Source organism: Mucilaginibacter sp. P25 (genome assembly GCF_050859465.1).
Classification (GTDB): domain Bacteria; phylum Bacteroidota; class Bacteroidia; order Sphingobacteriales; family Sphingobacteriaceae; genus Mucilaginibacter; species Mucilaginibacter gossypii.
The window spans coordinates 4345381-4371602 of sequence record NZ_CP193937.1 but is presented as its reverse complement, the minus strand read 5'-3'; the positions used below and the strand labels follow the sequence as shown (position 1 = coordinate 4371602).

The 26222-nt window shown below is 43.4% G+C and carries 23 protein-coding genes and 1 pseudogene; 10 read left to right on the top strand and 14 right to left on the bottom strand.

Features of this window, described 5'->3' with window-relative positions:
- Positions 1-988 precede the first annotated feature (988 nt).
- Positions 989-3052, top strand: a complete 2064-nt coding sequence (locus tag ACRQ5D_RS22075) for an IPT/TIG domain-containing protein (RefSeq protein WP_091176478.1) — start codon at positions 989-991, stop codon at positions 3050-3052.
- A 504-nt stretch (positions 3053-3556) separates the two neighbouring features.
- Here the strand turns inward: ACRQ5D_RS22075 and ACRQ5D_RS22070 are convergent.
- The 5 genes and pseudogenes from ACRQ5D_RS22070 to ACRQ5D_RS22050 all read right to left on the bottom strand — a co-directional run bounded on the left by ACRQ5D_RS22070 (position 3557) and on the right by ACRQ5D_RS22050 (position 8236).
- A complete protein-coding gene (locus ACRQ5D_RS22070; RefSeq protein ID WP_432326608.1) occupies positions 3557-4252 on the bottom strand; it encodes a sulfite oxidase-like oxidoreductase in 696 nt (231 codons plus the stop codon).
- Positions 4253-4260: 8 nt separating this feature from the next.
- Positions 4261-5099 (bottom strand): annotated as a pseudogene (locus tag ACRQ5D_RS22065) (LLM class flavin-dependent oxidoreductase).
- A 450-nt stretch (positions 5100-5549) separates the two neighbouring features.
- Positions 5550-6434: a pyridoxamine 5'-phosphate oxidase family protein gene (locus ACRQ5D_RS22060; protein WP_091176292.1), complete on the bottom strand. Its 885-nt coding sequence runs from the start codon at positions 6432-6434 to the stop codon at positions 5550-5552.
- A gap of 222 nt (positions 6435-6656) precedes the next feature.
- The gene (locus tag ACRQ5D_RS22055) at positions 6657-7190 is read right to left on the bottom strand and encodes a GMC oxidoreductase (protein WP_432326606.1); all 534 of its coding nucleotides are present in this window, start codon (positions 7188-7190) and stop codon (positions 6657-6659) included.
- A complete protein-coding gene (locus tag ACRQ5D_RS22050; RefSeq protein ID WP_432326604.1) occupies positions 7190-8236 on the bottom strand; it encodes a GMC family oxidoreductase in 1047 nt (348 codons plus the stop codon). The genes ACRQ5D_RS22055 and ACRQ5D_RS22050 overlap by 1 nt, the downstream gene beginning before the upstream one ends.
- A 482-nt stretch (positions 8237-8718) precedes the next feature.
- On the opposite strand from ACRQ5D_RS22050, the gene ACRQ5D_RS22045 reads away from it, so the two are divergent.
- The gene (locus ACRQ5D_RS22045; RefSeq protein ID WP_091176295.1) at positions 8719-9516 is read left to right on the top strand and encodes an alpha/beta hydrolase; all 798 of its coding nucleotides are present in this window, start codon (positions 8719-8721) and stop codon (positions 9514-9516) included.
- A gap of 676 nt (positions 9517-10192) precedes the next feature.
- On the top strand, positions 10193-10843 hold the full coding sequence (locus ACRQ5D_RS22040; RefSeq protein WP_143020911.1) for a Crp/Fnr family transcriptional regulator: 651 nt from the start codon (positions 10193-10195) through the stop codon (positions 10841-10843).
- A 42-nt stretch (positions 10844-10885) separates the two neighbouring features.
- On the opposite strand, the gene ACRQ5D_RS22035 is transcribed toward ACRQ5D_RS22040, so the two are convergent.
- The 6 genes from ACRQ5D_RS22035 to ACRQ5D_RS22010 form a co-directional block, all read right to left on the bottom strand.
- Positions 10886-11287: a cupin domain-containing protein gene (locus ACRQ5D_RS22035; RefSeq protein ID WP_432329836.1), complete on the bottom strand. Its 402-nt coding sequence runs from the start codon at positions 11285-11287 to the stop codon at positions 10886-10888.
- Between the two features lie 210 nt (positions 11288-11497).
- Entirely contained in the window at positions 11498-11920 is a 423-nt protein-coding gene (locus ACRQ5D_RS22030) for an MBL fold metallo-hydrolase (protein ID WP_432326602.1), read from the bottom strand.
- Between the two features lie 20 nt (positions 11921-11940).
- Positions 11941-12291 carry a hypothetical protein gene (locus tag ACRQ5D_RS22025; RefSeq protein ID WP_432326601.1) on the bottom strand — a complete coding sequence of 117 codons (351 nt, stop codon included), beginning with the start codon at positions 12289-12291 and terminating at the stop codon, positions 11941-11943.
- A 256-nt stretch (positions 12292-12547) separates the two neighbouring features.
- Positions 12548-13423 carry an alpha/beta fold hydrolase gene (locus tag ACRQ5D_RS22020; protein ID WP_091176305.1) on the bottom strand — a complete coding sequence of 292 codons (876 nt, stop codon included), beginning with the start codon at positions 13421-13423 and terminating at the stop codon, positions 12548-12550.
- 581 nt (positions 13424-14004) lie between these two features.
- Positions 14005-14709, bottom strand: coding sequence for an aldehyde dehydrogenase family protein (locus ACRQ5D_RS22015; RefSeq protein WP_431200842.1), 705 nt, complete (start codon positions 14707-14709; stop codon positions 14005-14007).
- Positions 14609-15385, bottom strand: a complete 777-nt coding sequence (locus tag ACRQ5D_RS22010) for an aldehyde dehydrogenase family protein (protein WP_431200415.1) — start codon at positions 15383-15385, stop codon at positions 14609-14611. Before ACRQ5D_RS22010 ends, ACRQ5D_RS22015 begins: the two co-directional genes overlap by 101 nt.
- Positions 15386-15713: 328 nt before the next feature.
- On the opposite strand from ACRQ5D_RS22010, the gene ACRQ5D_RS22005 reads away from it, so the two are divergent.
- The 7 genes from ACRQ5D_RS22005 to ACRQ5D_RS21975 all read left to right on the top strand — a co-directional run bounded on the left by ACRQ5D_RS22005 (position 15714) and on the right by ACRQ5D_RS21975 (position 23029).
- Positions 15714-16022: an MBL fold metallo-hydrolase gene (locus ACRQ5D_RS22005; protein WP_432326598.1), complete on the top strand. Its 309-nt coding sequence runs from the start codon at positions 15714-15716 to the stop codon at positions 16020-16022.
- Positions 16019-16393 (top strand): MBL fold metallo-hydrolase, encoded by a 375-nt coding sequence (locus ACRQ5D_RS22000; RefSeq protein WP_432326596.1) that lies wholly within the window; start codon positions 16019-16021, stop codon positions 16391-16393. The genes ACRQ5D_RS22005 and ACRQ5D_RS22000 overlap by 4 nt, the downstream gene beginning before the upstream one ends.
- Before the next feature lie 59 nt (positions 16394-16452).
- Entirely contained in the window at positions 16453-17853 is a 1401-nt protein-coding gene (locus ACRQ5D_RS21995) for an ATP-binding protein (RefSeq protein ID WP_091176314.1), read from the top strand.
- Between the two features lie 286 nt (positions 17854-18139).
- Entirely contained in the window at positions 18140-19543 is a 1404-nt protein-coding gene (locus ACRQ5D_RS21990) for an FAD-dependent oxidoreductase (protein WP_432326594.1), read from the top strand.
- A gap of 1233 nt (positions 19544-20776) precedes the next feature.
- Positions 20777-21394 carry a TetR/AcrR family transcriptional regulator gene (locus ACRQ5D_RS21985; RefSeq protein WP_091176317.1) on the top strand — a complete coding sequence of 206 codons (618 nt, stop codon included), beginning with the start codon at positions 20777-20779 and terminating at the stop codon, positions 21392-21394.
- Between the two features lie 62 nt (positions 21395-21456).
- Positions 21457-22251 (top strand): SDR family NAD(P)-dependent oxidoreductase, encoded by a 795-nt coding sequence (locus ACRQ5D_RS21980; protein WP_091176319.1) that lies wholly within the window; start codon positions 21457-21459, stop codon positions 22249-22251.
- A 160-nt stretch (positions 22252-22411) separates the two neighbouring features.
- Complete coding sequence (locus ACRQ5D_RS21975; protein WP_431200410.1) at positions 22412-23029, top strand: hypothetical protein; 618 nt, start codon at positions 22412-22414, stop codon at positions 23027-23029.
- A gap of 453 nt (positions 23030-23482) precedes the next feature.
- Here ACRQ5D_RS21975 and ACRQ5D_RS21970 read toward each other — a convergent pair whose 3' ends face one another.
- From ACRQ5D_RS21970 to ACRQ5D_RS21960, 3 genes are all read right to left on the bottom strand, one after another.
- Positions 23483-24061 (bottom strand): cellulase family glycosylhydrolase, encoded by a 579-nt coding sequence (locus ACRQ5D_RS21970; RefSeq protein WP_432326592.1) that lies wholly within the window; start codon positions 24059-24061, stop codon positions 23483-23485.
- A 25-nt stretch (positions 24062-24086) separates the two neighbouring features.
- Positions 24087-24680 carry a cellulase family glycosylhydrolase gene (locus ACRQ5D_RS21965; protein ID WP_432326590.1) on the bottom strand — a complete coding sequence of 198 codons (594 nt, stop codon included), beginning with the start codon at positions 24678-24680 and terminating at the stop codon, positions 24087-24089.
- Positions 24681-25037: 357 nt separating this feature from the next.
- The gene (locus ACRQ5D_RS21960; protein ID WP_143020912.1) at positions 25038-25445 is read right to left on the bottom strand and encodes a hypothetical protein; all 408 of its coding nucleotides are present in this window, start codon (positions 25443-25445) and stop codon (positions 25038-25040) included.
- Positions 25446-26222: the final 777 nt, after the last annotated feature.

The following is a 26222-nucleotide window of genomic DNA, read 5'->3' as shown; positions in this document are numbered from 1 at the left end:
GTATTCCATTATTACCATCTGTCTTAACTCTACTTGATAAATACACAGATCATCCAATTTGCAGTAATCTAGGTAAAGCCCTTCCGGTAACTGGTTACTAACCGGAGAAGGAAAAATGGTTAAATCGGGTGTTTTTGAGGCCGCTATCCCTGACAGCAATACGACTTGCTTCACAGAATGCGGGGTATATTGCACATACCCCAGACAGTACAAAACGTACAGGTGTAACAAAAGCCGCAAAAACCGCCCCCTGCTACGTTTTTCAACCCCCAGAATTATATCTGTCAACAATGAAAAGACAAAAATATTCTGTACGTTCCTGTGGATAAGCGTATGGATTTGGCCTCCATTCGGCCGCCTGTAATTCACACCAAAAACTTTCCGATGTACCTTGCTGACCTGGTTATCATGCGGATGGACCGTGACAGAAAGCATCGTCAGTATCTCTCCCCTAAATAGCGGCCGTGAAGCTTAAGAACGAACATATCAAACAACTGATCAAGGAAATTATGACGAAGCAAGGGCTGACCGCACACTAATGCTGCTGATCGCGGCTAAATACTTAACTCAGTACACTCCAAACTGTAAAAAGAAGATGAGATTGGGGTACTTCTGGTAGAGATCTCAACTAATTTATTTTCTTTTATTGAAGGAGTAATCCGCATTGCCGGAGATGCCCGAATGCATCATGTAAGTACCAGATATTAAGTTATTTAAAACGAGTATTTTGATTATTTTTGGTTCTTGTAACGTTGAAACGTAAACCTAATATTTACATTTAGAAATCTTATTCCCGGCTGTCGATTTCCAATGTAAGTTTAACCTGCAAGTGTCAAGGAATTGTACAGGGATTTTGCTCTGGGCAATATCTTAAATCGATCTTCGGGTTGCCGATAGCACGATGCTATTCATGCCAGTCACTAATCTTTTGATTTTATAACCCCTGTGCGGCCTTTTTTCCTATATTAGTTAGGAATAAACCTTACTGATGAATATCACACCAAAACTAAAGCGTCATACTGGCTTTACTCTTATTATATCTTGTTTTATTGTCGCCTGTTCGGATAAATTTCACGAGCCCGAACCTCTCAAGATCACAACTCCGAAAATTGTGTCGCTTAGTATCGATTCCGGTGCTTATAATACGCCTGTAACCATAACCGGTACCGGTTTTGGGAAAGATACAGCCAGCAACCAGGTTATGTTCAACGGGCATAAAGCGGCTATAAGCAGCGCAACTACTACCAAAATTATAACAACCGTGCCCGAAAATGCCGGCACAGGCAACCTCACCATAACCACCGGCGGACTTACCGCCACTGGCCCTGTATTTAAATACCTGCAACCTGCCGTAAAACCCGACTCACTATACATCGTATCGCTTAGCCCCGACTCCGGTACATACAATACTTCTGTAACAATTAACGGCCTTGGCTTTAGCAGCACAGTTGCCAATAATAAGCTCTTATTTAATGGAAAGGCAGCCGTCATCAGCGCAGCAACTGCCATGGCAATCACCGCCACCGTACCGCAAGATGCGGGCACCGGCAGGGTTACTATCCAGGTAAACGGCAAATCTGCCTCTGGCCCCATTTTTAAATACATAATTCCTGTTATAAAACCCGTCATCACGTCTTTAAGCGTTTCGCAAGGGCTCATCGGTACCGGCGTTGTTATTAACGGCACCGGCTTTAGTCCGGTAATTAATAACAATAAACTATTTTTTAATGGTCAAGCAGCAACTATAACTGCGGCAACTCCAACCAGCCTCGCTACAACCGTTCCGGCCGGGGCAACTACGGGCCCTGTTACGATCGTGGTAAACAACAATAATGCACAGGGCCCTGTGTTTACTGTAAAAGCGCCGCTTACCATCGCCAAACTGAGCGCCACAACAGGCGTATACCGCGATGCCATTACCATAACCGGCACGGGATATAGTGAGGACATGTCGGCAATACAAGTTTACGTAAACGGGAAAAAAAGCGATGTGCTTTCGTCTTCTGCCACACAAATATTGTTTGGCGTACCACTATCTGCGGGTACCGGAGTAGTGAAAGTAGTGGTTAACGGCGCGACAATTAACGGCCCGGTGTTTACCTATATGTTATCGTCCGTAGCAGACGTAATTACTTTAAGCCAACCAGATCCCAGCGGTAACACTACCGACTTTTTGAAAGTACCAACCGGGGTAGGCGTGGATAGCCTCGGCAATATTTATATTGGCGACAGCGGCCATAGTGCTGTTAAAAAAGTTAGTGCCCATGGAAGCTTATCTACATTTGCCGGAGGCACCGCCGGCTTTCAAGACGGCAAAGGCGCCAACGCAAAATTTTACAATCCAGCAAATGTAGCAGCCGACGCAAATGGTAACCTATATGTAGCCGACCCCTATAACCGTGCTATCCGTAAGATAACGCCCGATGGTAACGTTTCAACAGTTTACACAGGCGACTACCAGCCGTTTGCCATAGCAGCGGATAAGGCCGGGAATATCTATTTTTCGGGAGGCACAACGCCTACCCTGCTGATGAAAATGAGCACAGATAAAAAGGTAACTGTATTGGCAGGTAGCAATACCACCGGTTTTAAAAACGGCACTGGCAACATGGCCTTGTTTGGCGAAATATTGGGTATCGCTGCCGACGCTACCGGGAACATTTACGTAGCCGACGCCGCGAACAACCTTATCCGAAAAATCACCCCGGCCGGTAACGTTTCAACCCTGGCAGGCACGGGTGCCGCAGGCAAGGCCAACGGCGCCGCACTAAAAGCATCTTTTGACAGGCCGTGCGGGGTGGCGGTAGACGCCGGCGGGAATGTATACGTTGCAGACTATCACAACTGGCTTATTCGCAAAATAAGTGCTGCCGGGCAGGTAACGACTGTAATAGGTAAACCCACGTCATACACCCAAAATATTGATGGGAATGTTGATTTTGCTGTTATACCTGAACCTAATGCAATTGCGGTTGATGCGTCAGGCTTACATATTTATGTGATCGAACGAGATTTCAGCTCGCTAAGGAAGATCACCATAGTGGTAGAGTAACAGTGGCCGCAACTGCTCTTAAACATTTTTAATCTGTTTTCAGTCTGTCAAGTTTGAAATTAACTTAAGATTAAAAATTAATCATAAGTTAATTTCAAAAAAATAAAACCGGCTTTCTGCATTTGATCGGTCAATGCGTTGAACCTTGGCTGGGTTTTGGCCGGGAACGGTTAAACTAATAGGTAGTATCTCATAGATGCAGATTTTAAGCTCTTTGTATAAGTCGTTGCAAGAGCAGGTGTTATGACGAATTAAGGTGATTATTTAATTTCCATGAGCTCGGTTGATTGCATAAATTGTGTTACGGCTGAATTAATTACAGGCAGCCGTTTTGCTACTAACACAATTATTTGGATTTTTCATCCATTGTTTATAAACTTTGAAAGCCTGGGTTCAATATTCAGTTAGCGGAAGACGTGCGAAAATGGTTACCTACTTTTGCGGCGATGCTGCTAGGTTCATTACCGGCGCGGAGCTCGTCATGGACGGCGGCGTGAGCCTGGCTTAATCGCTGTAACGGTCGTTACGCCAGGGATAAGCCGTGTTGGAATAACCACGCTCTTCCCAGAAACCTAGCTTGTTCTCCGTCAGGAACTGGATGCGTTTGATCCATTTGGCGCCTTTCCAGGCATAGAGCTGCGGCGTGATCATGCGGCAAGGGCCGCCATGTTCCTGGGGCAGCGGCTGACCGTCGAATGTGTGGACTAATAGTACATCCGGCTTCAGCGCTTCTTCCAAAGCGATATTGGTGGTATAAGTGTCGTAACCATAACAAAGCAGGTGCGTCGCTTCGGGCTTGGGCTGCACCAACGCGGCCAGGTCGATAAGGCTGACGCCTTTCCAGTGCATATCCAGCTTGGACCAGGTGGTAACGCAATGAAAGTCGGACGTATCTTTCGTTTGCGGCAGGGTCATAAAGTCTTTCCAGGTCAGCACGACCGGGTGGTCTACAGCGCCGTCAATGGTCAGCCGCCAGCGTTCCTGCGGAATATTGGGATGGTAACCCAGGTCAAGGACAGGCCACTTGACCGTTTTGGTCTGTCCGATCGGGATTGTGGGCATGCCATGACGGTTAGGCGGGCCGGAGCCTTTCGGCTGATCGTCCGCCAGTGAAGGCGTCGCCTGTATCTGCTGCTCGAAGCGTGCTTTAAGTTTCATCCGCGCTTCTATAATACGTTCCAGTTTTTCCGGTTCTTCCATACGCTAAGTTAAGCATTTAATGCTTCGGCCAGCAAACGATAAGACTTTAGCCGGGCCTGCTGATCATAAATGTGCGAAGTCGCCATCCGTTCATTGATGCCCGTGCGCTCAATAAAATCATTCAGTTGCGCCTGTACCGTTTCCTTGCTACCAAAGAAGGAATAGGCCAGCATCTGCATTGCTGCTTCCTGTTCAGCCGCGCTCCAGATGTCGGCCATACTTTCTACAGGCGGTGGTAAGGGATGCCTTCTGCCTGTAATAATGCCCTTGAACAATTGCTGTAAGGAAGTGGCGAGGTATTGCGCCTCTGCATCCGTATCCGCTGCCACTACATTCACACAGGCCAGCACATAGGGCTCGGACAAATGACGGGATGGCTTAAAAGTTTTCCGGTAGAGTTCAATAGCCTGCAGAAAATAGGCCGGTGCGAAATGGCTCGCGAAAGCATAAGGCAGGCCTTTGGCAGCCGCCAATTTAGCGCTGTCCAGGCTGGAACCGAGTATCCAGACCGGGATGTCCAAACCCTCGCCGGGAACGGCGCTGACCCCGTTCGGATGATCGCCCGCAAATAATGCTGGAGCAATGCCACATTCTGCGGAAAGTGAAAGGCTGCATTCATGTTCTCACCCCTGATGGCCAGGGCCGTCGCCTGATCGCTGCCTGGCGCCCTGCCCAATCCCAGGTCAATCCGGCCCGAATAGAGCGTTTCCAGCGTACCGAACTGCTCGGCGACTACCAGGGGTGAATGATTGGGCAACATAATACCGCCGGAGCTGACACGGATCGTGGAGGTATTACCGGCGATATGCCCGATCAGCAAACTGGTAGCGGAACTGGCCACGCTCATCATATTATGATGTTCGGCGAACCAATAACGTGTGTAGCCTAAAGCTTCTGCCTGTTGGTGGGTAGCCCATTACTTTGCAGGCCTGTGATACGCTACCTAAATGCTAGGCGAGTTCTAATATGCCCAGTTTGTTCCTGGTGATCTTTGCTTGTGTTGTCATTATTCGAATCTCAGTCAGGTTCTTTAATTTATCGTAACTGTCAGATTAAATTGTGACTATCTCAAGTAATCCTTATCAAATCGGCATAAGTGAATCGATAAACATCGCCTGCTATGAAACTCAAACAAGTATTTAAAGTCATGAGGTGTGATTTTGTCCTTTAGCGTGATGAATGAGTTGTTACCATAACTTGCCAATTATTGCTTGGAAGATTATAAAGAACATTGCAAGCTTCACGTATTGCATTGGGGTGTAACATATTTGCGTGCATTTTCTTCCGGGTGTTCATTTCATGGATTATATGGTGAAAAATCTATGAACCGCGACGTAAAGAGAGTCAAAGAATTGCCCCTCAGGACTTGATCAATTGAAAAATCCCAAAACCTTTCAGTCCCGCCGGTTTCTATACCTGCTTCCTCATTGACATGAACTATGGCTCTGCCGCTCAGTTGTATTGTTTCTCCGTTTGTAAAATCAAGCAGTAAAATCCCGGCGGGAGGATTAACGTAAAAATTCCCAAGCGTATTAAACATACTGTTGCCGGGGTAATCGGGGATTCGTAAAGTACGCTCATCTTTAAGTTGTATAAAACCGATATTCCCTCCCCTGTTTGACATATCGGCGTTTCCCTGGTCGTCCGCACTGGCGACAAATATCGTATCGGTCCTGCTGAGCCAATCTTTTAAATCACCGGCATTGTTTGTGGGGTTAACCCGATCGTAAAAGAGGTCTCTTCGCTGTATGTATTTCGGACAAACAGAATATACTTGGCAAATCCTGATCACTAACAAGTCGCCGTTTCTGCTTATACGCCCGTTGATACGTAAACGGCGCCGGCTGACCATGTCTATGCATAAAAGCCCTATGCCTGACTTTTCAGTAATATTTGTCCAAAAAATATCAGATCTGTCCGACAGAATCAAAGAAAGGTTAATAGTCAGATGTTGGTGATCTGATAACGAGATAAAGCCCTTTGACCCGGACAACACAGATGCCCATAATCCTCCCTCCGCGTCCACCGATGCTGCATAAATAACCTGTTGCTCTTGTAGGAACATGGCTGAGCTACCTGTAATTTTATCGCTTATCATTGCTGCATTGCGGGAAGCCATCGCACTTTCACCTGATTCCCTTTGAATGTATTTTTCTCCTCTGTGAAATATGCTGCTTGCCATCTTTCAGATTTTAAATAATGATTTAACTGTTACCCGATACCTGTTCCGTTTCAAAAGCAGGTGATCCTAAATGTTAAAAAACAGCTGTAGAATATCAGTCCCGTTCTGTCTATTGTTTGTTTGATAGTAAATCAAAAAAACGTGCCTGAGCGACTGAGGCGGATATTGCTCCTTTCTGTTCTTTTTTGCCGGGATCAAAAAATCGCTGACCTGCAAAACTTTTCATCTTATTCCAAGTAATACTTCTGCTGCAAATTCAGCGATCATCAGGGTAGGTGCATTGGTGTTGGCTGTGGGTATCCGGGGCATGACTGAAGCATCTGCTATGGTAAGCCCTTCCACTCCATATACTTTAAGCCGATCATTGACGACCGCATCGCCCCCTTTGCCCATAGAACAGGTACCTGCAGGATGAAAATAGGTAGAACATGCGTCACGCAGGAAGTGTCTGATCTCACTGCGGTCAAGTCTTCTGTCCGGTGCCACCCAGCTCTTCAGGATCGCATTCAGTTCGGGTTCTTCTGCCAGATCCATGCAAAATTCAATTCCTTTAACCAATGCCTCAAAATCGTCCGGATCCTGCATTAAATTCGGCTGAATTTCAAGGGGAGAGTCAGGCGAAGCGCCGGTCATCCTGATATATCCCCTACTCTTGACATCGACGAGGGTTACAAAAACACTGAAGGCATTTTCGGGAACCGGATATCGTTCAGAAATTTCAGCCGTCAGAATAGGATACTGGATCGGAATTAGCATCAGATCTGCTTTTTTAATTCCGGATTGCTTTTCCAGTACAGGTTAATTCCGCCGAGGTTGTAGGTGAGTTCTCCGAGTGGCTTTAAAAACTGATAGGTTACCGAAACTAACGGATGATCCTGAAAATTCTTACCAACACCCGGCAGATTTACTTTGGTTTCGATACCTGTTTTTTTCAGTTCGTCTGCATCACCGATTCCTGAGAGCATGAGTATCCTCGGGCTTTCTATAGCCCCCGCACACAGAATGGTCTCTTTCAGCGCCTGCACATTAACAACCTCTCCGTCTTTTATAAAAGCCAGCCCGGTGCATTTTTCGTTATCAATAATCAATTTAATGACTCTTGCTCCCGTGAGGATAGTAAGGTTTTCAGCATGCATGACAGGTTTCAGATAACCGGTAAACGGACTGCTCCTCGTACCCTTGTCAATATTCATACTCATTGGGCCGGCACCCAACGGTTCAGCGATATTTGAATCATCCATATAGGGCAGCCCATAGGTTCCCGCTGCACGAATAACTGCCGCATCTATCTGATGAAGATTCGCAGGACGAGCTACGTGGATAGGACCTCCAGCTCCGTGAAGAGCATTTGCCCCCGTATCCCAGTCTTCGATTTTTTTAAACAGGGGTAAAACGGACCCGTAGTCCCAACCCTGGTTGCCAGCCTTCTCCCAATCGTCATAATCGTGCCTGTTGCCCCGCGCCCAGACCATTGCATTGATGCTTCCGGAACCACCCAGCAACTTCCCTCTAGGCGCGTAAATAATCCTGTTATTAATTACCGGTGTTGGCTGATATTGATAAAGATAATCCTGGGCAGAGCCTATGTTTTCCAGCCAGCGGAGCGGGTTTTTGATCCGGTCCAGATCGTCAGCACCTTCGCCGGCCTCCAATATCAAAATATTTGCTTCTGTACTTTCAGAAAGACGTCTTGCCAATACGCACCCCGCCGAACCGGCCCCCACAATAATGTAGTCATAACTGATAGTCAGCCGGGATTTACCCTCAGCTGATACATTCACTGTTTCTTCCAACTTTTTCATAAACAAATACCTAGTTGATATAAACTGAATGAATACCGTACCAAAAAAACTAACAATTTAATTACCAACTACTTAAACAAAAAAAGAAATGTGTAACTATTGAAATAAAGTAATTATACGATCTATTAACTAAATATCGATAGTTTATAAATGCCGCAAACGGCCTTTAATTGCAGATAACTCTTGCATCGATCAACCTTAAACATGCTAAAACACTAAGCCAAATCTAACGGTTAAATATCGCCACCATCAGTATCGGTATTTAACTAATTGTTTCGCGATTTTACTTTATATCACGAATTGAAAAACAAGAAAATCAGCAAATCACTACATATCAATCAATTACAAAAAAGGCATTCAATTTGAATACATAGCGAAAAAATAGATCTGACATGCGTTGAGCGCGAAAAGCAAGCTGCCTTAAAAAACAAGCTCATGCGTATCAGCAAGTAATCACAGTTATACATAGCAATCAAAAAGTCATGAAAAAGACATTAAAAAAAGTAATTACAAGACACCTCATTACGGTTTCAGCCATTATTCTAACCGCTATTTTTTACGGAATCGATGCGGCGGCACAAGAGCAGCCTTCGGTTAAGAACATCGTCATCGTGCATGGAGCACTAGCTGATGGTTCTGGATGGCAGGGTGTTTTTAAAGTTCTTACTAAACAGGGTTATCATGTAACCATTGTACAAAATCCGTGTACTTCACTGAAAGCGGATGTTGATGCGACTAACTTTGCTTTAAGCAAGATGGATGGCCCTGTAGTTTTAGTTGGCCATTCCTGGGGTGGTACGGTAATCACTCAGGCAGGAGTCAACCCTAAAGTAAAAGCCTTGGTTTATGTAAATGCTTTTCAGCCTGAGCTTGGTGAAAACACGGTCAGTCTGGCCACCAGTCTGCCACCCAAACCCGAAAATGGCTTGCTTCCACCCGACTCGAGTGGTAATGTTTACTATGACAAAGCGAAATTCCATGCAGGTTTTTGTGCAGACGTATCTCAGGATTTAGCCGATTTCATGTTTGCTTCCCAGGGATTTATACCGGGAGCCGCATTTGGGACACCGGTAACCGAAGTGGCGTGGAAAATGAAGCCGACTTTTGGTATTTCATCCTATGATGACAAAAGTATCAACCCTGACATTACGATGAACATGTACCACAGATCGAAAAGTATCATAACCAGGATCAAAGGCAGCCATGTAGTCTTTATTACGCACCCTAAGGAAGTTGCAGACGTGATCATAGCGGCTTCAGTAAAAGCCGGTTCAAAATAACTTGTGATGTCTGGCAGTTAAGAGGCTGGCATTTTTTCAATCTGTTTTACGGAGCACTCTTTTTGAAAAACTCATCATTTAAAAATGATTGGTTAAGCTCAAAAATAGTAAATGATGAGTGCAGCCGCACTTTCCTGACTGAATCAGAAGAGAACAGTGTATCGCCTGTTATGTTTTCATGCCTAAGTAATCGGCTCAATAATAAAATTGTTTACGTATCGCTACCGGGTTCATTATATGAGCGGATGGATATATCAGAGAAGGGGTTCTACGCTTCAGATTTGAATTTTATTTGCAGCTGAAAAAGGCACGAAAGTTTCCCGACGATTACCGGACCTGATCATGTGCATCTGCGCGTTATGACCGAATGGAGACAGCACAGCGCTTCATTTTAAACCCGTGAACCGAGGCGCGATCCGTGATAAATCAGGTGTATGGGTGCTGGTTATAACCGGTACATATCTATCAATAGCAACGACACTTTATCTCAAACGGAAGGGTAGTTTTGCATTGTAGTAAATCACAGATGTATTAAATACGGCATAATTAGGGCCATGTCGCTTAAGCACAATGATCAATACTGATAGCACCGGCTGAAAAGCTTTTGGATAACTTTTATTAATGATAATGCAGAAATGTTCAGCCAGGCCCGATTCTCACATTCAAAATCAGGCACATGATGGATTTAAAAAGTAAATATGGCTTTTCTCTGATTGAGTTCATTAATCGCGATCTCCAATTAGATGAATATACTATTAATTTAATAAGCGACAATTGCAAGGAATTAACTTTTGCTAAAGGTGATATTATTTTAAAACAGGGCGAAGTAAGTAAATATGCTTACTTCATCGTTTCCGGAGAAGGCAGATCTTTTTACACAGATTTTACAGGAAAAACCACCACCTGGCTGTTCCATTTCAATAATGCCTCAAGTAATATCAAAAACTTGTTTATGGTAGATTATAAAAGCTTTCTGACCGGAAAGCCGGGAACTTTGGGAATAGAAACACTTTCCGAAGTTAAAGCTGTACGTTTAAGTTATAAACAGGTAAGATTTTTGCTTAAACATTCACCGTCATATGAAAAATGGACCAGACTGCTTAATGAAAAAGTTTTTATAGTGGCCTATAACAGGGTCTTTACTTTACTGACAATGAATGCCACTCAGCGATATGAAAAACTACTCGCTGAAGAGCCTCACCTTTTAATTTTGTTTTCGAACTATTATATTGCTTCTTACCTAAACATAACCCCTCAGTCTCTCAGCAGAATCAGAAAGAACCTTGTGAAAATTCCCATTTCCGGGCATGGTCAAGTATCTCATTAAAAAACAAAAGATTGCGTTTACAATCTTTTGTTTTTTTTCATCTTAATTCACCTGATTGCCCGGTCTTGCCCCCGGCGGACCCAGGATAGCGTCACCGAGTTTTTCAGAAACTGCCATAAACAATTCGATATCGTTTTTTTCTGAGCCGTCAGACCCGGGTTTATACGGAATACCCGTCAGTCGGATCAGTTCTGCAAATCCACTGGGAGATGAAATAGTTATACCTCTGCTGGGCACAGGGGCCGAAGCCGCAACCACGTGCGGTGCTCCTTTAGGTATAAAGGCCGTTTCACCTGGTTTCAGTACGATTACCTCTTCATCCAGGTATACAGTAAACTCACCTTCCAATACATATATGCTTTCGGAGTATTGATTGTGCACATGTAAAGGTGTCTCAACTCCGGGGAAAAGGTTCCCTCGATCAGGTCGTAAAGACCGCCGGATTGCTTTTCGTCGCTCAGGATCTCAACACCGGTTCCGAATAACCAAAATTTTTGTTTCATATCACTTAATTTATAACAATTTAAATCGAACTATTACAACGAATCAACAATAGTGTCCGAGATAACGTAAGACGTGGCAAACATCACTAATCCTTAAAACTGAAATATTACCATATGGTAATAAATGAAACAAAAGACTGAATATTTCCCACTAACTAAACTTAAGGCGGGTTGGCTGTCCTTTTTCCAGAATCATGAGCCGACTGCCAATATCAAGTACAGAGAACGCAGTCGCCAAAACCTCTGCGCCTTCCGTATAATGGGACCAACCTTCGTGGTGCAAAGGGATAATTCTGGCACGCGGAAAACAGAAAGCGGTATCAATCGCATCGTTCGTGTCCATGGTTACATTAAAAGGCCCCTTGGGCTTTGCCGCTCCGGCGAAGATAAAGACGTAATCCGGATCAAAACGTTTGGCAACTTCCAACACCCCTTCGTAAAATACCGTGTCACCCGTGATGTAGAGACTAAACTCTTTTGAGCCATTGACCTGCAACACAAAACCGGTCACATCACCCTGCATTTCATCGGTACCGGATGGACCGTGCCTTGCTGGTGTAGTGGTTGCCGTCATTTGCCGGCCGTCTGGCAAATCTATTTCGACATTTTCCCAGGGGATAAGCCTAAGGCTCCATTTTTCAACCGCTGGGCAGCGGCCGGCGTGGTAATTGTATGTCCTACTTTAAACATTAATTCCCGCCCCGCATGATCCAGGTTATCCGAATGCTGGTCATGGCTCAAAAGAACAAGATCAATGACACCGACATCATTTGTGGCCGGTCCGGAAAGCTTGCTTATGGTTAGTTTGTTATCAATCTTGAAAGAAGTGCCTTCCGGATCAAGTGTAGGATCCGTAATGATCCTTAAACCTCCAATTTCTAATACAAGAGTCGGACCGCCTATATAGATGGCCGTCAATTGAGACTCATTTAAATTTTCTGTCATATCTTTTTTTTAATGGTTGCTTTTTTCCCGGTTTAATACTTAAGCTGTTGCCGGATTAACTGTTTGTTACAGTTCGGGAGACAACCATCCACCTCAGCGGTTCACACTCCTGCCCGCTAACAACATCATATTCCTGCATCAATTTTGCGAAAAGCCAAAGTGATGCGGGAAATCCCGAACAAAATCATAGCATCTGCTAAATATTAAAGGAAGGATCGATGCACCAAATAAATACGGCTACTTTCTATTGAACACTTTAATTCCTTTTGACTTTCCTATCAAGGAAGTCACGGATAGCTCCGGCAATTTCAGTACCCGAACTTTCCAATGCAAAGTGGCCCGCGTCAAACAGATGATATTCCAGATTTTTTACATCTTTTTTGTAAGCTTCCGCTCCTGCAACAGGAAATATATAATCGTTTTTTCCGTAAACGATTAACATTTCAGGACTTTGAGTGCGAAAATACTCCTGCCATTGCGGATACATCGTAACATTGGTCTGGTAATCGTAAAAAAGGTCGAGCTGGATCCTGCCATTTTCCGGTCTCTCGAGATGACGCAGGTCAATCTCCCAGTTATCCGGGCTGATGACACTTGCATCAGGCACCCCGTGAGTATATTGCCATTTCAGCCCATCGGGGCTATGGAAACCTTTCAACGTCTCTTCGGCAACCAAGTCGTTTTTATCTTTCCAATATGCTTTAATCGGGTCCCAGAATGCCTCCAACCCTTCATCATAGGCGCAACCGTTTTGTACGATCAGGGTGTCGATCCTTTCAGGATGTTTATAGGCTAACCGCCAGCCAACGGGCGCACCATAATCCATCAGGTAAAGGCTATATTTATTAATGCCTAAAGTTTCGAGCAACTCTTCGATAATAATAGCGAAATTATCAAAGGTGTAATCGAAGTCCGTTATAGGTGGCTGTTCGCTTCTTCCGTATCCAGGGTAATCTGCAGCGATCAGATGGTATTTGTCAGATAAATCTGCTATTAAATTCCGGAACATGTGAGAGGAGCTCGGATATCCGTGCAGTAATACCAAAACGGGCGCGTCCTTAGGACCGGCTTCCCTGTAAAAAATGTTAACACCTTTGATTTGAATGTACTTGTGTTGAGTTTGATTTTCCATGACGTTAATTGTTTAACAATCAATGGTGAATTTAATGCCACATAAATAAAGCACTGTTTATCAATTATTTAAAATATAAAAAACATTTCCACCTAACGACATTTCGTGATCCTGCAGTGTAGCCTCGATATAACGACAATTGTCTACACTCACTTAAAAGACTTTGTGTATGATCATTTTTTAAGGCCGAGCACTGGCATGCAGGCTGCTGATCCGGAATATTTAAAATATGAAAATATTTATCTGAATTAATGAGGAGAAAGTCGCAAAAGTATATTAAACAATCCGCATGCAGCGAACTTCAGAAATTCGCCTGCGAAAGTTTCGAACAAAAGTATCATTTAAATGATTTGCCGGAAGAAAATCTATTTTGTTGGTTTTTCCCCAAAAAGCAGCAGGCTGCAACGGCTATAACGTTGCAGCCTGGCAGGATTATGAACAGGTCAAAACGAGTTGGTATAACGCAGATACAAATTCAATTTGATGAAATTGTAAATGCCTAAGGAACAATTCAGCAGAAGTGCGCAGATCTGATAATACGGTTATCACGCGTTCTGAATACGGTCATCTTCAGCCTATAATTAATATTCAAACCATTTGTTTAATTCATGGGCCTTTTCCGGGGTATAGGGTGCGAAAAGATGTTCAATACTTTCATCAGCCGGTGACACCAATACAGACTTGGCGTGGGTTAATGAATCAAAACCTTGTTTGCCGTAATAATTCCCTATTCCTGATTGCCCCACCCCTCCGAAAGGCATTGTAACGATAAAAAGATGAACGTTCGCTTGATTGACCGCGCCGCCGCCAAACGACAAAGTCGATAAAAGATGATCGACCAATGCTTGATTCCTGCTGAAAATGTAAGCAGCCAGTGGTTTTGGCGCTTTTTCAATACAAGATACTACATCTCCGATATTACGATAGGGAATTATCGGTAAAACAGGCCCAAAGATTTCCTCCTGCATAATTTTATCTGACCAATCGGCAGGATAAATCAATGTCGGGGCTATATAATTGTTTTCCCTGTCGGCGTTTCCGCCTGCAATTACTTTCAAAGGATCGATCAGTGATAAAAGCCGGTCCACTTCCGCCGGGTTGATTATTTTAGAAAAATCACTGTTTTTTTGCGGATCGGGCCCATACAGAGACAACAATGCTTTTTTTGCTTCATCAATAAACTCTTCAGCTTTTGACTCGTGAATGTAAACATAACCCGGAGATGTGCACCACTGCCCGCCCCATGCAGTTGCTCCCCAAACAAGTTTTTTCGCCGCATCTGCGATGTTTGCTGTTTCTGTCGACGATTGCTGGATTTTGTCCACCAAGCTCAAGGATAACAGGTGTAAGATTTTCAGCGGCGGCACGCATGATGACCTTTCCAACTTTAGGGCTGCCGGTAAAAAATATAAAATCAAAGGCAAGTTTAAGTAAACTTTCAACTTCCTCTTTGCCTCCGGTAACTAAGGCGACCGCTTCCTGTTCAAAATACTGCGGGATCAGTTTCTCCAGCAGTGCGCTTGTGGCTGCTGCTGCTTCATGAGGTTTAAGGACTACCGTATTGCCGGCTGAAAGCGCAGCTATAGCTGGGAGCAATAACGATATAACTGGTGCATTGAAAGGGCCTATCACCAGTGTTGCGCCATAAGGTTCTCTGAAAACATGCCCTTTATGACCGGATTCTGATAGAAACCGGGGCAGCGGTCGTTCTTCAGCTTTCATCCAGTCTTTCAGCTGCAGTTTTGTAAACTCGATCACGTGGATAGGTGCATTTGCTTCCAGTACAAATTCGGGCAAAGCCGTTTTAAAATCGCTGGCTACCGCCGCGTAAAATGCGTCAATATTGTCTTTTAACATGAGTGACATCCTGTCCAGCTGATCGATTCGCCATTCATAGCTCTTCGTTCTATTGGTAGCAAAGAAGGCCTTTTGTTTGTCAATGATTTTTTTATGTGTATTCATATCGTACTATTATAATCGACAAAGTTCGACATACCGTATTGCCGCTCCATTCACAAATGGTAAGAAATCAAAACACATTGTTGAGCTTTAAAAAAAGCGCCGGTTTACGTAGCACGGCTTATTAGTACGAATACCGGGGTGAAACAACGGCAGCCTTAGAGCAAATATTATATATCGTCAAAAATGAATTATTGAAATATCAATACAGGCGAAAAATTGACGAAATATCGCACTCAGTACTCGAAAGACAAATCGCAACTTACTAATAAACAAACATTTAAAAAACAGGCATATATTTAGCTATAGTGGTTTTATAAATAAATGCGTTATGAAAATAACTTACTATGGACATTCGTGCTTTTCCGTTTTTGCCGGTGGGAAAAATTTACTTTTCGACCCGTTCATCACACCCAATGAACTTGCGTCAGCTATCAATGTTGACCTCTTGAAGGCAGATTACATTTTCGTTTCACACGGTCATTTCGACCACATTACTGACGTGGTGCGCATTGCCTCTAATACGGGAGCCATGGTACTCGGAAACTGGGAAATTTACCAATGGTTGAACAAACAGGGCTTGCAAAAAACGCATCCTATTAATCCGGGCGGAAAATTCTTTTTGATTTCGGTTTCGTGAAATCATTTGCAGCTGTACATTCCAGCAGTTTTCCTGATGGCAGCTATGCAGGTATTCCCTGCGGTTTTGCTTTCGATACGCCAGATGGAAACTTTTACTATAGCGGGGATACAGGTTTAACGCTCGACATGAAATTGGTGCCGGAATGGGTTGAACTCGATTTTGCAGTGTTACCCATCGGGGACGGCCTTACCATGGGAGTGGAAGACGCTATCAAAGCCTGCGAAATGCTGAAGGTAAACAAAATGATAGGCGTTCATTATGACACCTTCGGATTTATCAAAATAGATCACCAAAAAACCTTGGAGGTTTTTAAATCAGCCGGAATAGATGCACACCTTATGGGCATTGGTACTACAATCGATATCTGATAATGTATTTTCCATAATCAATATTGCACAGAGCTTAAGAAACTTCAATTTAAAGCGGTATGACCAGGGTTACTATTGAAATATTGCAGTCGTTTGCGGCATTCAACGATGTTCCCGCGGAACAGCTTGACTGGTTTTTATCCCGTTGTTCCAACCGGATTATATTGGGAGGTAACCTGCTTTTTAAACCAGGTATGCCCATTGACTTCACTTATGTTTTTATTTCCGGAAAGTTAAGCCTGTACGTACTGAATAATGGGGAGGCGCGGGAATTCGCGTGTGCTGAGACCGGATCTGTTCATGGGTATTTGCCATTTTCCAGAGGCAAGGTCAATTTTGCTTATGGAAGAGCTTTAGAGAATACCCAGATATTGCTTTTCCCGGCAAATATGATGACTGAAATGATCTGCACCCAGTTTGAACTCACACAAGCGCTGGTGCATGTAATGAGCAGCAGGGTCAGAAACATCACAGCCCGTCAGCAACAGGATGAAAAAATGGCGGCACTTGGAAGACTTCATGCCGGGTTGGCACATGAATTGAACAATCCTGTTGCTGCAATACTCAGGGCTGTGGCCATTTTACAAAGGCAGCTTCAACATATGCGGCAAGCATTTGAGGAAGTAGCAGCAGAACGCCTTTCGGACGGTTTTGACGGCTTTGTCAATTCATTGATACTACGCGCTATAGCACATCGGCAACAATTGCCATTTAGTATGCAGGAAAAAAGCTTAAGAGAAGCACGACTCGTTTATTGGCTTGAAAGAAGGCATATTCAAAATGCATCGGATACTGCAGATGACTTCGCTGGCTTCGGCTTCACGGAGGAAGATGCAGACCGGTTTCTTGCTTATCTCCCCGGGCAATGGGCATCATCAGGTATCAACTGGTTAGATAGTCATTTGGTGGCAGAAACGCTCTTAAAAGATATTGAAGAAGCTTCGGGGCAGATTGACGCATTACTAAAATCAGTAAAAGCATTTATCCATGCTGATCAAAGCCATGACAGGCGGTTTGCTGATATACACGAAGGATTGAGGCATACCCTGGTAACATTAAAATACAGGCTGGAAGATAAAAATGTTCAGGTCATCCAACATTTCGATACGGAAATACCTTTTGTAAAAATAATGATTGGTGAGTTAAACCAGGTTTGGTCAAATTTGATCGACAACGCGATTGATGCAATGGAAAATACACAGATTCCTGTACTTGAATTAAATACACGAAGTGACGGAAAATTTGTATATGTCAGCATTGGAGACAATGGGATGGGTATACCTGCATGTATTGCTGATCGTGTTTTTGATCCTTTCTTTTCAACAAAACCAATAAGCAAAGGCACAGGCCTCGGACTTGACATTGTGTCGAGGATAGTGAAGCTCCATGACGGAACTGTTACGCTCCAAAGCGTACCTGGCCGCACAGAATTTATAGTTTGTATTCCAATAAACAGTTAAAATCTTTTAACACAAAACCCCAATATATGAACTTGCCAGTTATACTTTGTATAGATGACGATCCTCATGTCCTGAGGGTCATTTTACGCGACCTGAAAGATAAATATCGCAACGAGTATCGAATCATAGGCACAACGTCTGTAAAAGATGCATTTGTAACCCTTCTAGATCTCCGAAACAAAGGAGAAGCAGTAGCCATGTATGTCTCTGATCAGCGAATGCCCGAAATGGAAGGCGTTGCATTTTTAAAGCAGGCCATCAAATTTTTTCCTGAAGCAAAAAGGTTTTGCTCACAGCCTACGCAGACAAGGAAGTGGCTATTCATGCGATCAATGAGCTAAGGCTTGACTACTATTTGATTAAACCCTGGGATCCCCCGGCTGAAAAATTGTATCCGGTGATAGATGGTCTGCTTGAGGCTTGGCAATTAAACTATCGCCCTAAATTTACGGGTATAAAAGTAATTGGATTTCAATATTCCAGGCTTTCCCATGAAATCAAAGAATTTCTATCTGGAAACCTGGTGCCCTATCAATGGGTAGATGTGCAAATAACCGAGAACAGCGAAGAGATACTCACGCTGAACAAACTGGAACTGAAAGACCTGCCTGTCATATTTTTTGCTGACGGCACACTTCTGATCAAACCGGATATAAAGCAGATAGCGGAAAAAACGGGGCTCAGCCCCGAACTAAAAAACGAAGTTTTCGATGTAGTTATAGTTGGTGCCGGACCTGCGGGACTAGCTGCAGGCGTGTATGGAGCGTCCGAAGGGCTGAATACTTTGCTGATAGAAAGACATTCGCCGGGCGGCCAGGCCGGCACCAGTAGCCGTATTGAAAACTATCTCGGTTTTCCGGCCGGGATAAGCGGTGCGGAACTTACTACCAGAGCTTTAACACAGGCTAAACGCCTGGGCGTACAATTTCTTTCGCCCGCTGCGGTAATAAAGATAAGCAACCATCAGGGATATAAAAAACTGATGTTAGCGGACGGACGCTGTATCAATACGCGGAGTATAGTTTTAACCACAGGTGTAGAATATCGTAAACTGGAGGTTAATGGTATTGAAGATTTTACCGGAGCCGGAATTTATTACGGATCGGCGACTACCGAGACCATGGCCTGTAAAAATAAGGAAGTCTACATAGCCGGGGGAGGCAATTCCGCCGGACAGGCGGCAATGCACCTTTCCAAATTCGCAAGTAATGTTTACGTAATTATCCGCAGGGATACACTTGTGGGAACGATGTCTACCTATCTGATCGATCAGCTGCAGGAAACCACCAATATACACCTGCTTGGAAAAACTGAGGTTGTGGAGGCCCGTGGCACTGACAGATTGCAGGAACTGGCTTTATTTAACTGGAATACAAAGCAAACCAGCATCCACAAAGCCGAAGCATTGTTTATATTTATAGGAGCGAAACCTTACACCGAATGGGTTGGGCCGGAAATCATCAAAGATCATAAGGGATTTATAGCTACGGGGCCAGCCCTCGGGGCATTGAACGGGTTTAATGAATGCTGGAAGTTACGCCGTGAACCATTTGTTCTGGAAACTAGTTGTCCGGGCATCTTTGCGGCCGGAGATGTCCGTTCGGGCGCTATGAGCAGGGTAGCTTCCTGCGTTGGGGAAGGATCGATGGCCATCAATCTTGTACACAGATATCTCGCTGAAGTAAAATAAAAATATGTCGGCAAAATAATTTCACCAGATTATTAAAATAGCGTTACTATTCTTGTTTACGGTCTGCCTTAAATCCAAGCAGGGACAAATAACATCAGCACCATTGCCGGGAAAGAACTACGGTATAGCCCGAAAACGGCTGACGGTGCCCAATACCAACCAGTTTATAAACTTCATCAGCCAAGATAATTGAGACCCGGAAAGTGTGATGGCTATCGCCTGGCGTCTAACGGGGCTGCCGTTTCTAGTATCATAAAGTGAAGATTTTGAAAACCGGATTTCGATTTCAGACGCAGCGACGATCAACGCAGTTCACGTTTCTGCAGCGGCTAAGTCCCCTGTCTTAACCAAAGGAAGAAAAACAGATCCCTTTGCTACTTACGCTGACAATTTTCTACATCCATCAGCCTGGCTCAGGCCCAAACGACCTGAATAAAGCTGCGCCATGCTTGAGTGCTGCCACTAAGCTCAGTATAACGGAAAAACTTTATAACTGGCAAACAGAATGTTTATTTCTTTCCGTCAAATTATATCGCCAACAAGGAAAAAGAAAAGAATCGATAAAATCGCTTGTGAGCTTGTTTGAGAAAAATCACGGGCAGGTGAATCCATCCCAAGGTTATCAATAGCTGTCTGCCCTTTTATCATACCGTGATTCCGGCAAACTCGCTTATCTCCGAAAAGCAATTTACATCAGCAAACAACAACACAATGTTGAAAAAGAAATTGAATTACTGTTAAGCTGCGCGAATTATTATTCAGCAACAAACCCTATCCTAATTTACGAAGATCTGAATACCGTACTTTCAGTCATGGCTTCCATTAACTTTAAACACACCCTGCTTACCCAAACTGAGTTCGCCTATGTCTGTATAATACATTCAAAATTCGCAGAGGCATTGAAAGTAGCGAAGTCTGGCACAGATCCACTGTGTCACCTTCCTGTCGGGCAAACTGACGTATACCCTGAACATCCCTTCATGTATAAAACTTAGTTTATTACAGTAACGACCGCTTTTTAGAAAGTATTCGCCTTAGGTATCTTTTCCGGTTTAAACAATTCAGCCACTTTTTTAGCATCCTCTATGCTGATACTGAAATACTGATAAATATATTTTTCTATCGGATTGTCCATAAGAATGTATTTTCAGAAAAGCGCTCTACTAAATTAATAAAATTAAATCAGCCTTGCATTATTGAACAATGTTCATTTATATTTGTATCTAATTGATCATGGGAACTGCCGACCGCAAAGCAAAAGAAAAAGAACAGCTGAAGTCGCTGATACTGGACAGCGCCCGGAAGCTTTTTGTGGAAAAGGGTGTGGAGCAGACCACCATTCGCAGTATCGCAAAAAGCATTGATTACAGCGTGGGTACGGTATACGTTTATTTCAGGGATAAGAACGCAATATTAAACGAATTGCATACCCAGGGTTTCGCGCAGTTAGGCGGCCTGTTCAAAGTATTGGCCCATGTGGAAAATCCTATGGAACGGTTGATCGCTATGGGGCGGCTTTATATTAAGTTCGCGATGGAGAATCCGGACATGTATGAGCTGATGTTCACGCTTAAAGCCCCGATGGAAGTTTTGGATCAGGCCAAAAACGAAGAATGGAACGAGGGAATATCGGCATTCACCGTTTTGAAAACGACTGTTGAGCAGTGCATCGCGGCTAACCACTTTAAGGGGCATGAGCCGGAGCCGTTGACCTTTATGATCTGGAGCCTGGTGCATGGCATGTGCAGTCTGCATATCAGCGACCGCACGAACGGGGTTCATCTGAATCATGCAAATCACATCGTTGACGCTGGTTACGAAGAATTTTTAAAAATATTAAAGAAACTCTAAGTTTTTTTTGAATCAATAATGAACATAGTTCAAATATTAAACAATGATTAATAAATTGTAGCATGAAAGATCTTGTATTGGTGACCGGTGCATCTACCGGTATCGGCTATGAAATGGCCAAATTATTAGCAGCCCAAAAGCTTGACCTGGTGCTTGTAGCCCGGAGCGCCCAAAAACTGGCTGAATTGAAAAAGGAATTAGAAAACGAGCATGGCGTTCAGGTATGGGTATTTGATCAGGATCTATCCAAAGAGGCCAACTCGGTGCTATTATATGAGACCGTCAAAGCCGCCGGCCTGCAGGTGACCATGCTGGTCAATAACGCCGGGATGGGCGTTTATGGAGATTTTATGGAAACGCCGCTTCTGGAAGAGCTGCAAATGATCAATCTGAATATCTCCGCACTCGTCATTTTGACTAAATTGTTTGGCAACGACATGAAAGAAAATGCCTATGGCCGCATCCTGAATGTCGCTTCACTTTTATCTTTTTTGCCTTTCCCCTATTATTCGGTTTACTCTGCAACCAAGGCGTTCGTACTGGCTTTTTCTGAAACCATCGCGGCCGAACTGGAAGATAGCGGTGTGGTAGTTAACACTTTATGCCCCGGCCCTGTGGACACCCCATTTACTACCAGGGAAATGCTGGGTACAAATGCCTATAAAACCAACAAGCCGGTAAGCCCCATGATAGTCGCTAAAGTGGGTGCCGATCTTCTGCTTAAAGGAAAGGGTAAAAAGATAGTGGGCTTCAACAACTGGTTTATCTCCAACCTGCCACGCGTTACACCTGATTTCCTGATGATGAAGATCAAAAAGAAATTGGCCTCGCCGGTCATTAAAAAAATGTACAATTAAAAACATATCGATCATGAGCGATTTTATCACGGTCCTGAAATTCAGGAATGAACCATTATACTATTTTGGACTGGTCTGCCTGATCAGTTCGGTCATTTTTTCCTTTTATCACGAATAAGTTCCGTGCAGGTTGCCGGGACGAGACGCCTGGTATAAACCTTTGAAATTTGCATTGTCCATTGGGTCATTTTGCTGGGCAATGGGCTGGTACACCTGGTATCTTAAACTTCCGGGACAGGTAAGTGTTTACAGTTGGGTCACTATTTTGTTACTGGCTTTTGAACTCATTTACATCGCCCTCCAGGCCGGGCGCGGCGAATTATCGCATTATAACCGGAGCTCACCGCTTTATGCAGCACTATACAGCGGCATGGCATTGGCAGCGACCTTCGTTACCTTGCACACCGGCTACATCGGCCTCTTGTTTTGTACGACAGACATCCCTGAGTTGCCCGGTCACTACCTGTGGGCTATCCGTATAGGCATATTTTTGTTTGTTGTATTCGCAATGGAAGGAGCAGTGATGGGTGGGCGCATGTCGCATACTATTGGCGGACCCGATGGCGGCCGCGGCCTGCCATTTTTGAACTGGAGCCGAAAATTCGGGGATCCGCGCATTGCGCACTTTATAGGGATGCACGCCCTTCAAATTTTACCTTTAATAGCTTTTTATGTTTTAAAGAACGTACGGTGGACACAATTTTTCGGTGTCTTGTATGGCTGTCTGGCCCTGGCAGTACTGGTACAGGCATTAAACGGGAAGCCGTTATTTAAGTAAAAGCTGTTTTCATTAGCATTGTATCAAGCGTTCATCCACGATCCGGCTCAGTGAAGACATATGCTTTGCGTTTGGGGCCTTGCTGCCGGAAAAGATTTTTTACGCCTCTGGTTCAACATCCGTTGAAAAAAGCGAAGTGAACACGAATTGCGCCTGTTATTGAACCTTTCTTGAAATAACAACGAAGCCTGAAGTATAATTTTCTTTGCGATAAACGAATTTATAAAAACGTGTTTTGACAAGTCGCTAACGGCAAACTCTCAATTAAAAGGCCAATTTAATTATGAAAATTTTAGCTTCGAATGTATTTACAATGCAAAGGAAGCTAAAATGATTTTTTACCAGTATAAAGCCTTTTTATATGTGTCGAACTCTTAAATTATATCTCTATATACGCAGTTCTTAAGCTGGCATTATTAATGGCTCCCGACTGTTCAGCAAGCAATTAGTATATCAGGGCTGCAGCATATAAGGCACAATATTATTAACAAAAACAGGTGTACCACCTCCAGTAGAGATCAACCCAAACCACCCCCTGTCATCCCACGCGGTGCATGACATTTTTTGAGCGATACAAGTAGTTTTGATTAATTTATAATAATCACGCACAACATCGGTATTACGCTCTGTACCGTTGGTTCTACCTACACCAAACTCGCCATAATTCACCGGCACATCTATGGTTGCAGCATGTGCCGCAACTTTCTGAATTGCCGATGTAAACGCCGCACTACCGGGGAAAGCAGTATTGCTGCCGGTTTGTCCGCAAAAAGCCCATGGGTCGTAAGTATGCACCTGAATAGCCAGGAAACTATCTAAACCGCCTCCCGGTAAATTTGCTTTGGTTGCAAACACCTCGTCTATCATGCCCTGGTTACCTTGCCCATTCGGTTCTACCATTATTACACGCGTTGTATTATTACCGCCGGTTGCCCTTATAGCGTCATAAGCAACTTTATCAATCTGGCGTGTTAATGCTATTGCAGTTGCGTCAGTTGGCAATGGATACCCTGTACCACTCCACTGTCCCATTTTTCCTTCCGGCTCATTCAATACATCAAACAACAATTGCTTTGGTCTCGTCTTTAAAGAAAGTAGCAATGCCTGTCCAAAGTGTTTTAAACTTATTATCAAAAGCAGCACTTCCATCATAATTATTTTTTAGCCAATGCTCATGATGTGCGTTTATCTCTACATACATTTTTTTAGACAAGGCATACTCAACAATAGCTTTCAATTCAAATAACCTGGGATGCGCTATATTTATATTCCCATTTGCATCAGCAATATTGGAAGGAAATCCTTCCACCCAGGTTACCGGGATTCTGATATGGCGCATACCTGCATTATAATATAAATCAATTATAGGCTTTACACTGGCAAACGTTGGCGAATTACTTGTATTAGTTTCAAAAGTATTTCCTAAATTAAATCCAGCTCCCATATCTACTATTATTTCCTTAGCAGTGGAAGCGCTGGTATTGATAGAAGGAATAGCAACCGGCATCGTTGGAGGCAGTGTTGTAGTTGTTTTGGGGGCCGAACTGCTGTCTTTTTTAGCGCAACTCAGGTTAAGAATAACTACCAGCAGAAATCCCAAATATTTTATCCCGCAATTGCCTTTTAATGATAATAAATACATTTTTTTCATAATATAATTTTTATTTGTAATCGTTTAAATTTATTTATCTTATGTACCGCATGCATTCATGCTTAGGTTTTATCTATTTGACCAACAAAAAAATCAAATTCACTAACTCATATTTCCGTTGGTAAAAGCGCTTAGCATTAGGAGACATTTACCATTGCTAACTGTAAGTCTTGTTGAATTATCAATATGGTTCCAGTGATGCCACTGCCTCTAGGCAACGGCTTCCCTATCAATTCGTGTAGATGGAATGGCTTACCCGTGTTTTTCAGGTCTAAACTGATTTTAATGTCTCCGCTTAGTTTAGATTTCATTGACGACAGCCTGATATTGTTATACTGAAACGTGGTGTAACTTAAATCATAACCCAAAGCAAATTCGGGACTGATCTTTTGCTGGTCGTACCTTAGGGCCTGCAATACGAAACCGTTTTCTTGCAGCCTGCTCCAAAGAAATCGCCTGTCCGCTGCTTAAGATTAACGGGCGACTCCAATCTGCGGCCACAGCAATGGTAACCGGGAAACAAGAGCAGCCCTTTGTTTTATTTCCAATACCACGCGAAATGCCGCTTCCGGTAAACCGGAGGATACCTAAACATGCGCAGCTATCAGTATAATAATACCAATGCTCTACTTTCTCCTTTATGGTCATTGGAGAAATGGGGTTGTTTATCCGGCGATCGAGTTCAGAAAACGTATTTTTTGTTTGAGAAAATAATAAGAAATGAAAAAGCCAAAAGGCAAAAAAAGCAAGTAATATTTTTTTCATGATTAAGCTTTCCATCAAAAAATTCAAATACAGAAAAATTCTTGATAGCTATAATTGGTTTAGACAAACATCAGGCTTATAAAAAAATAAAGAGGGCGGTTAATATCCTTTTATAGGAGTAAAATCGTACAGATAATATTAACGGCTGCTACGATTTTCGCAATTTTAGCAGTATTATAATTAAATGCCCGTACGCTAGAATAAAGATTATCAATGAGGATCACAGTACTTATCGCCAGTTATAGTTTCAAACCCCACTTTCTATAAGGCCAGTGTAGACTTAGCATATTCAAATTCTGGACGATGATTTTTTGTCAAAAAACACGTATCTCTTTCTGAAAAATTACTTGAAACGTTGGGCGTTGAAAAGAAGCATGCATAGACATTGCCGGACTATCAATTATCCTGGTTAATGAAAATTTCGTCATCTTTACCATCTCTTGGGTTATAAAGCCAACAAGTAACGCATTCCTTTCCATGTCTCGCAAATCCTCGGCTTTGTGGATAAGATCAGATCGCTGGCACAGTAAGTGGAATACCTGCTAAAGCAGTTTTTTTAAATACTTTCTGACCAATTGATTTGCCTACCATGATTTTTGCAAAATTATTCCACTCCCATCTATTACTTTATCTTCCCTACCTATTTTAAATTTGAAGAATTAGAGATATTCTTGTTCCTGAAAATTTGTGATACCGTATTTTTGAATTTATGGCGCAAAGAAGAATCTCTCTAAACTATTTAGTTGGCAACTTAGACATGCTGGAATTGTTTATTAG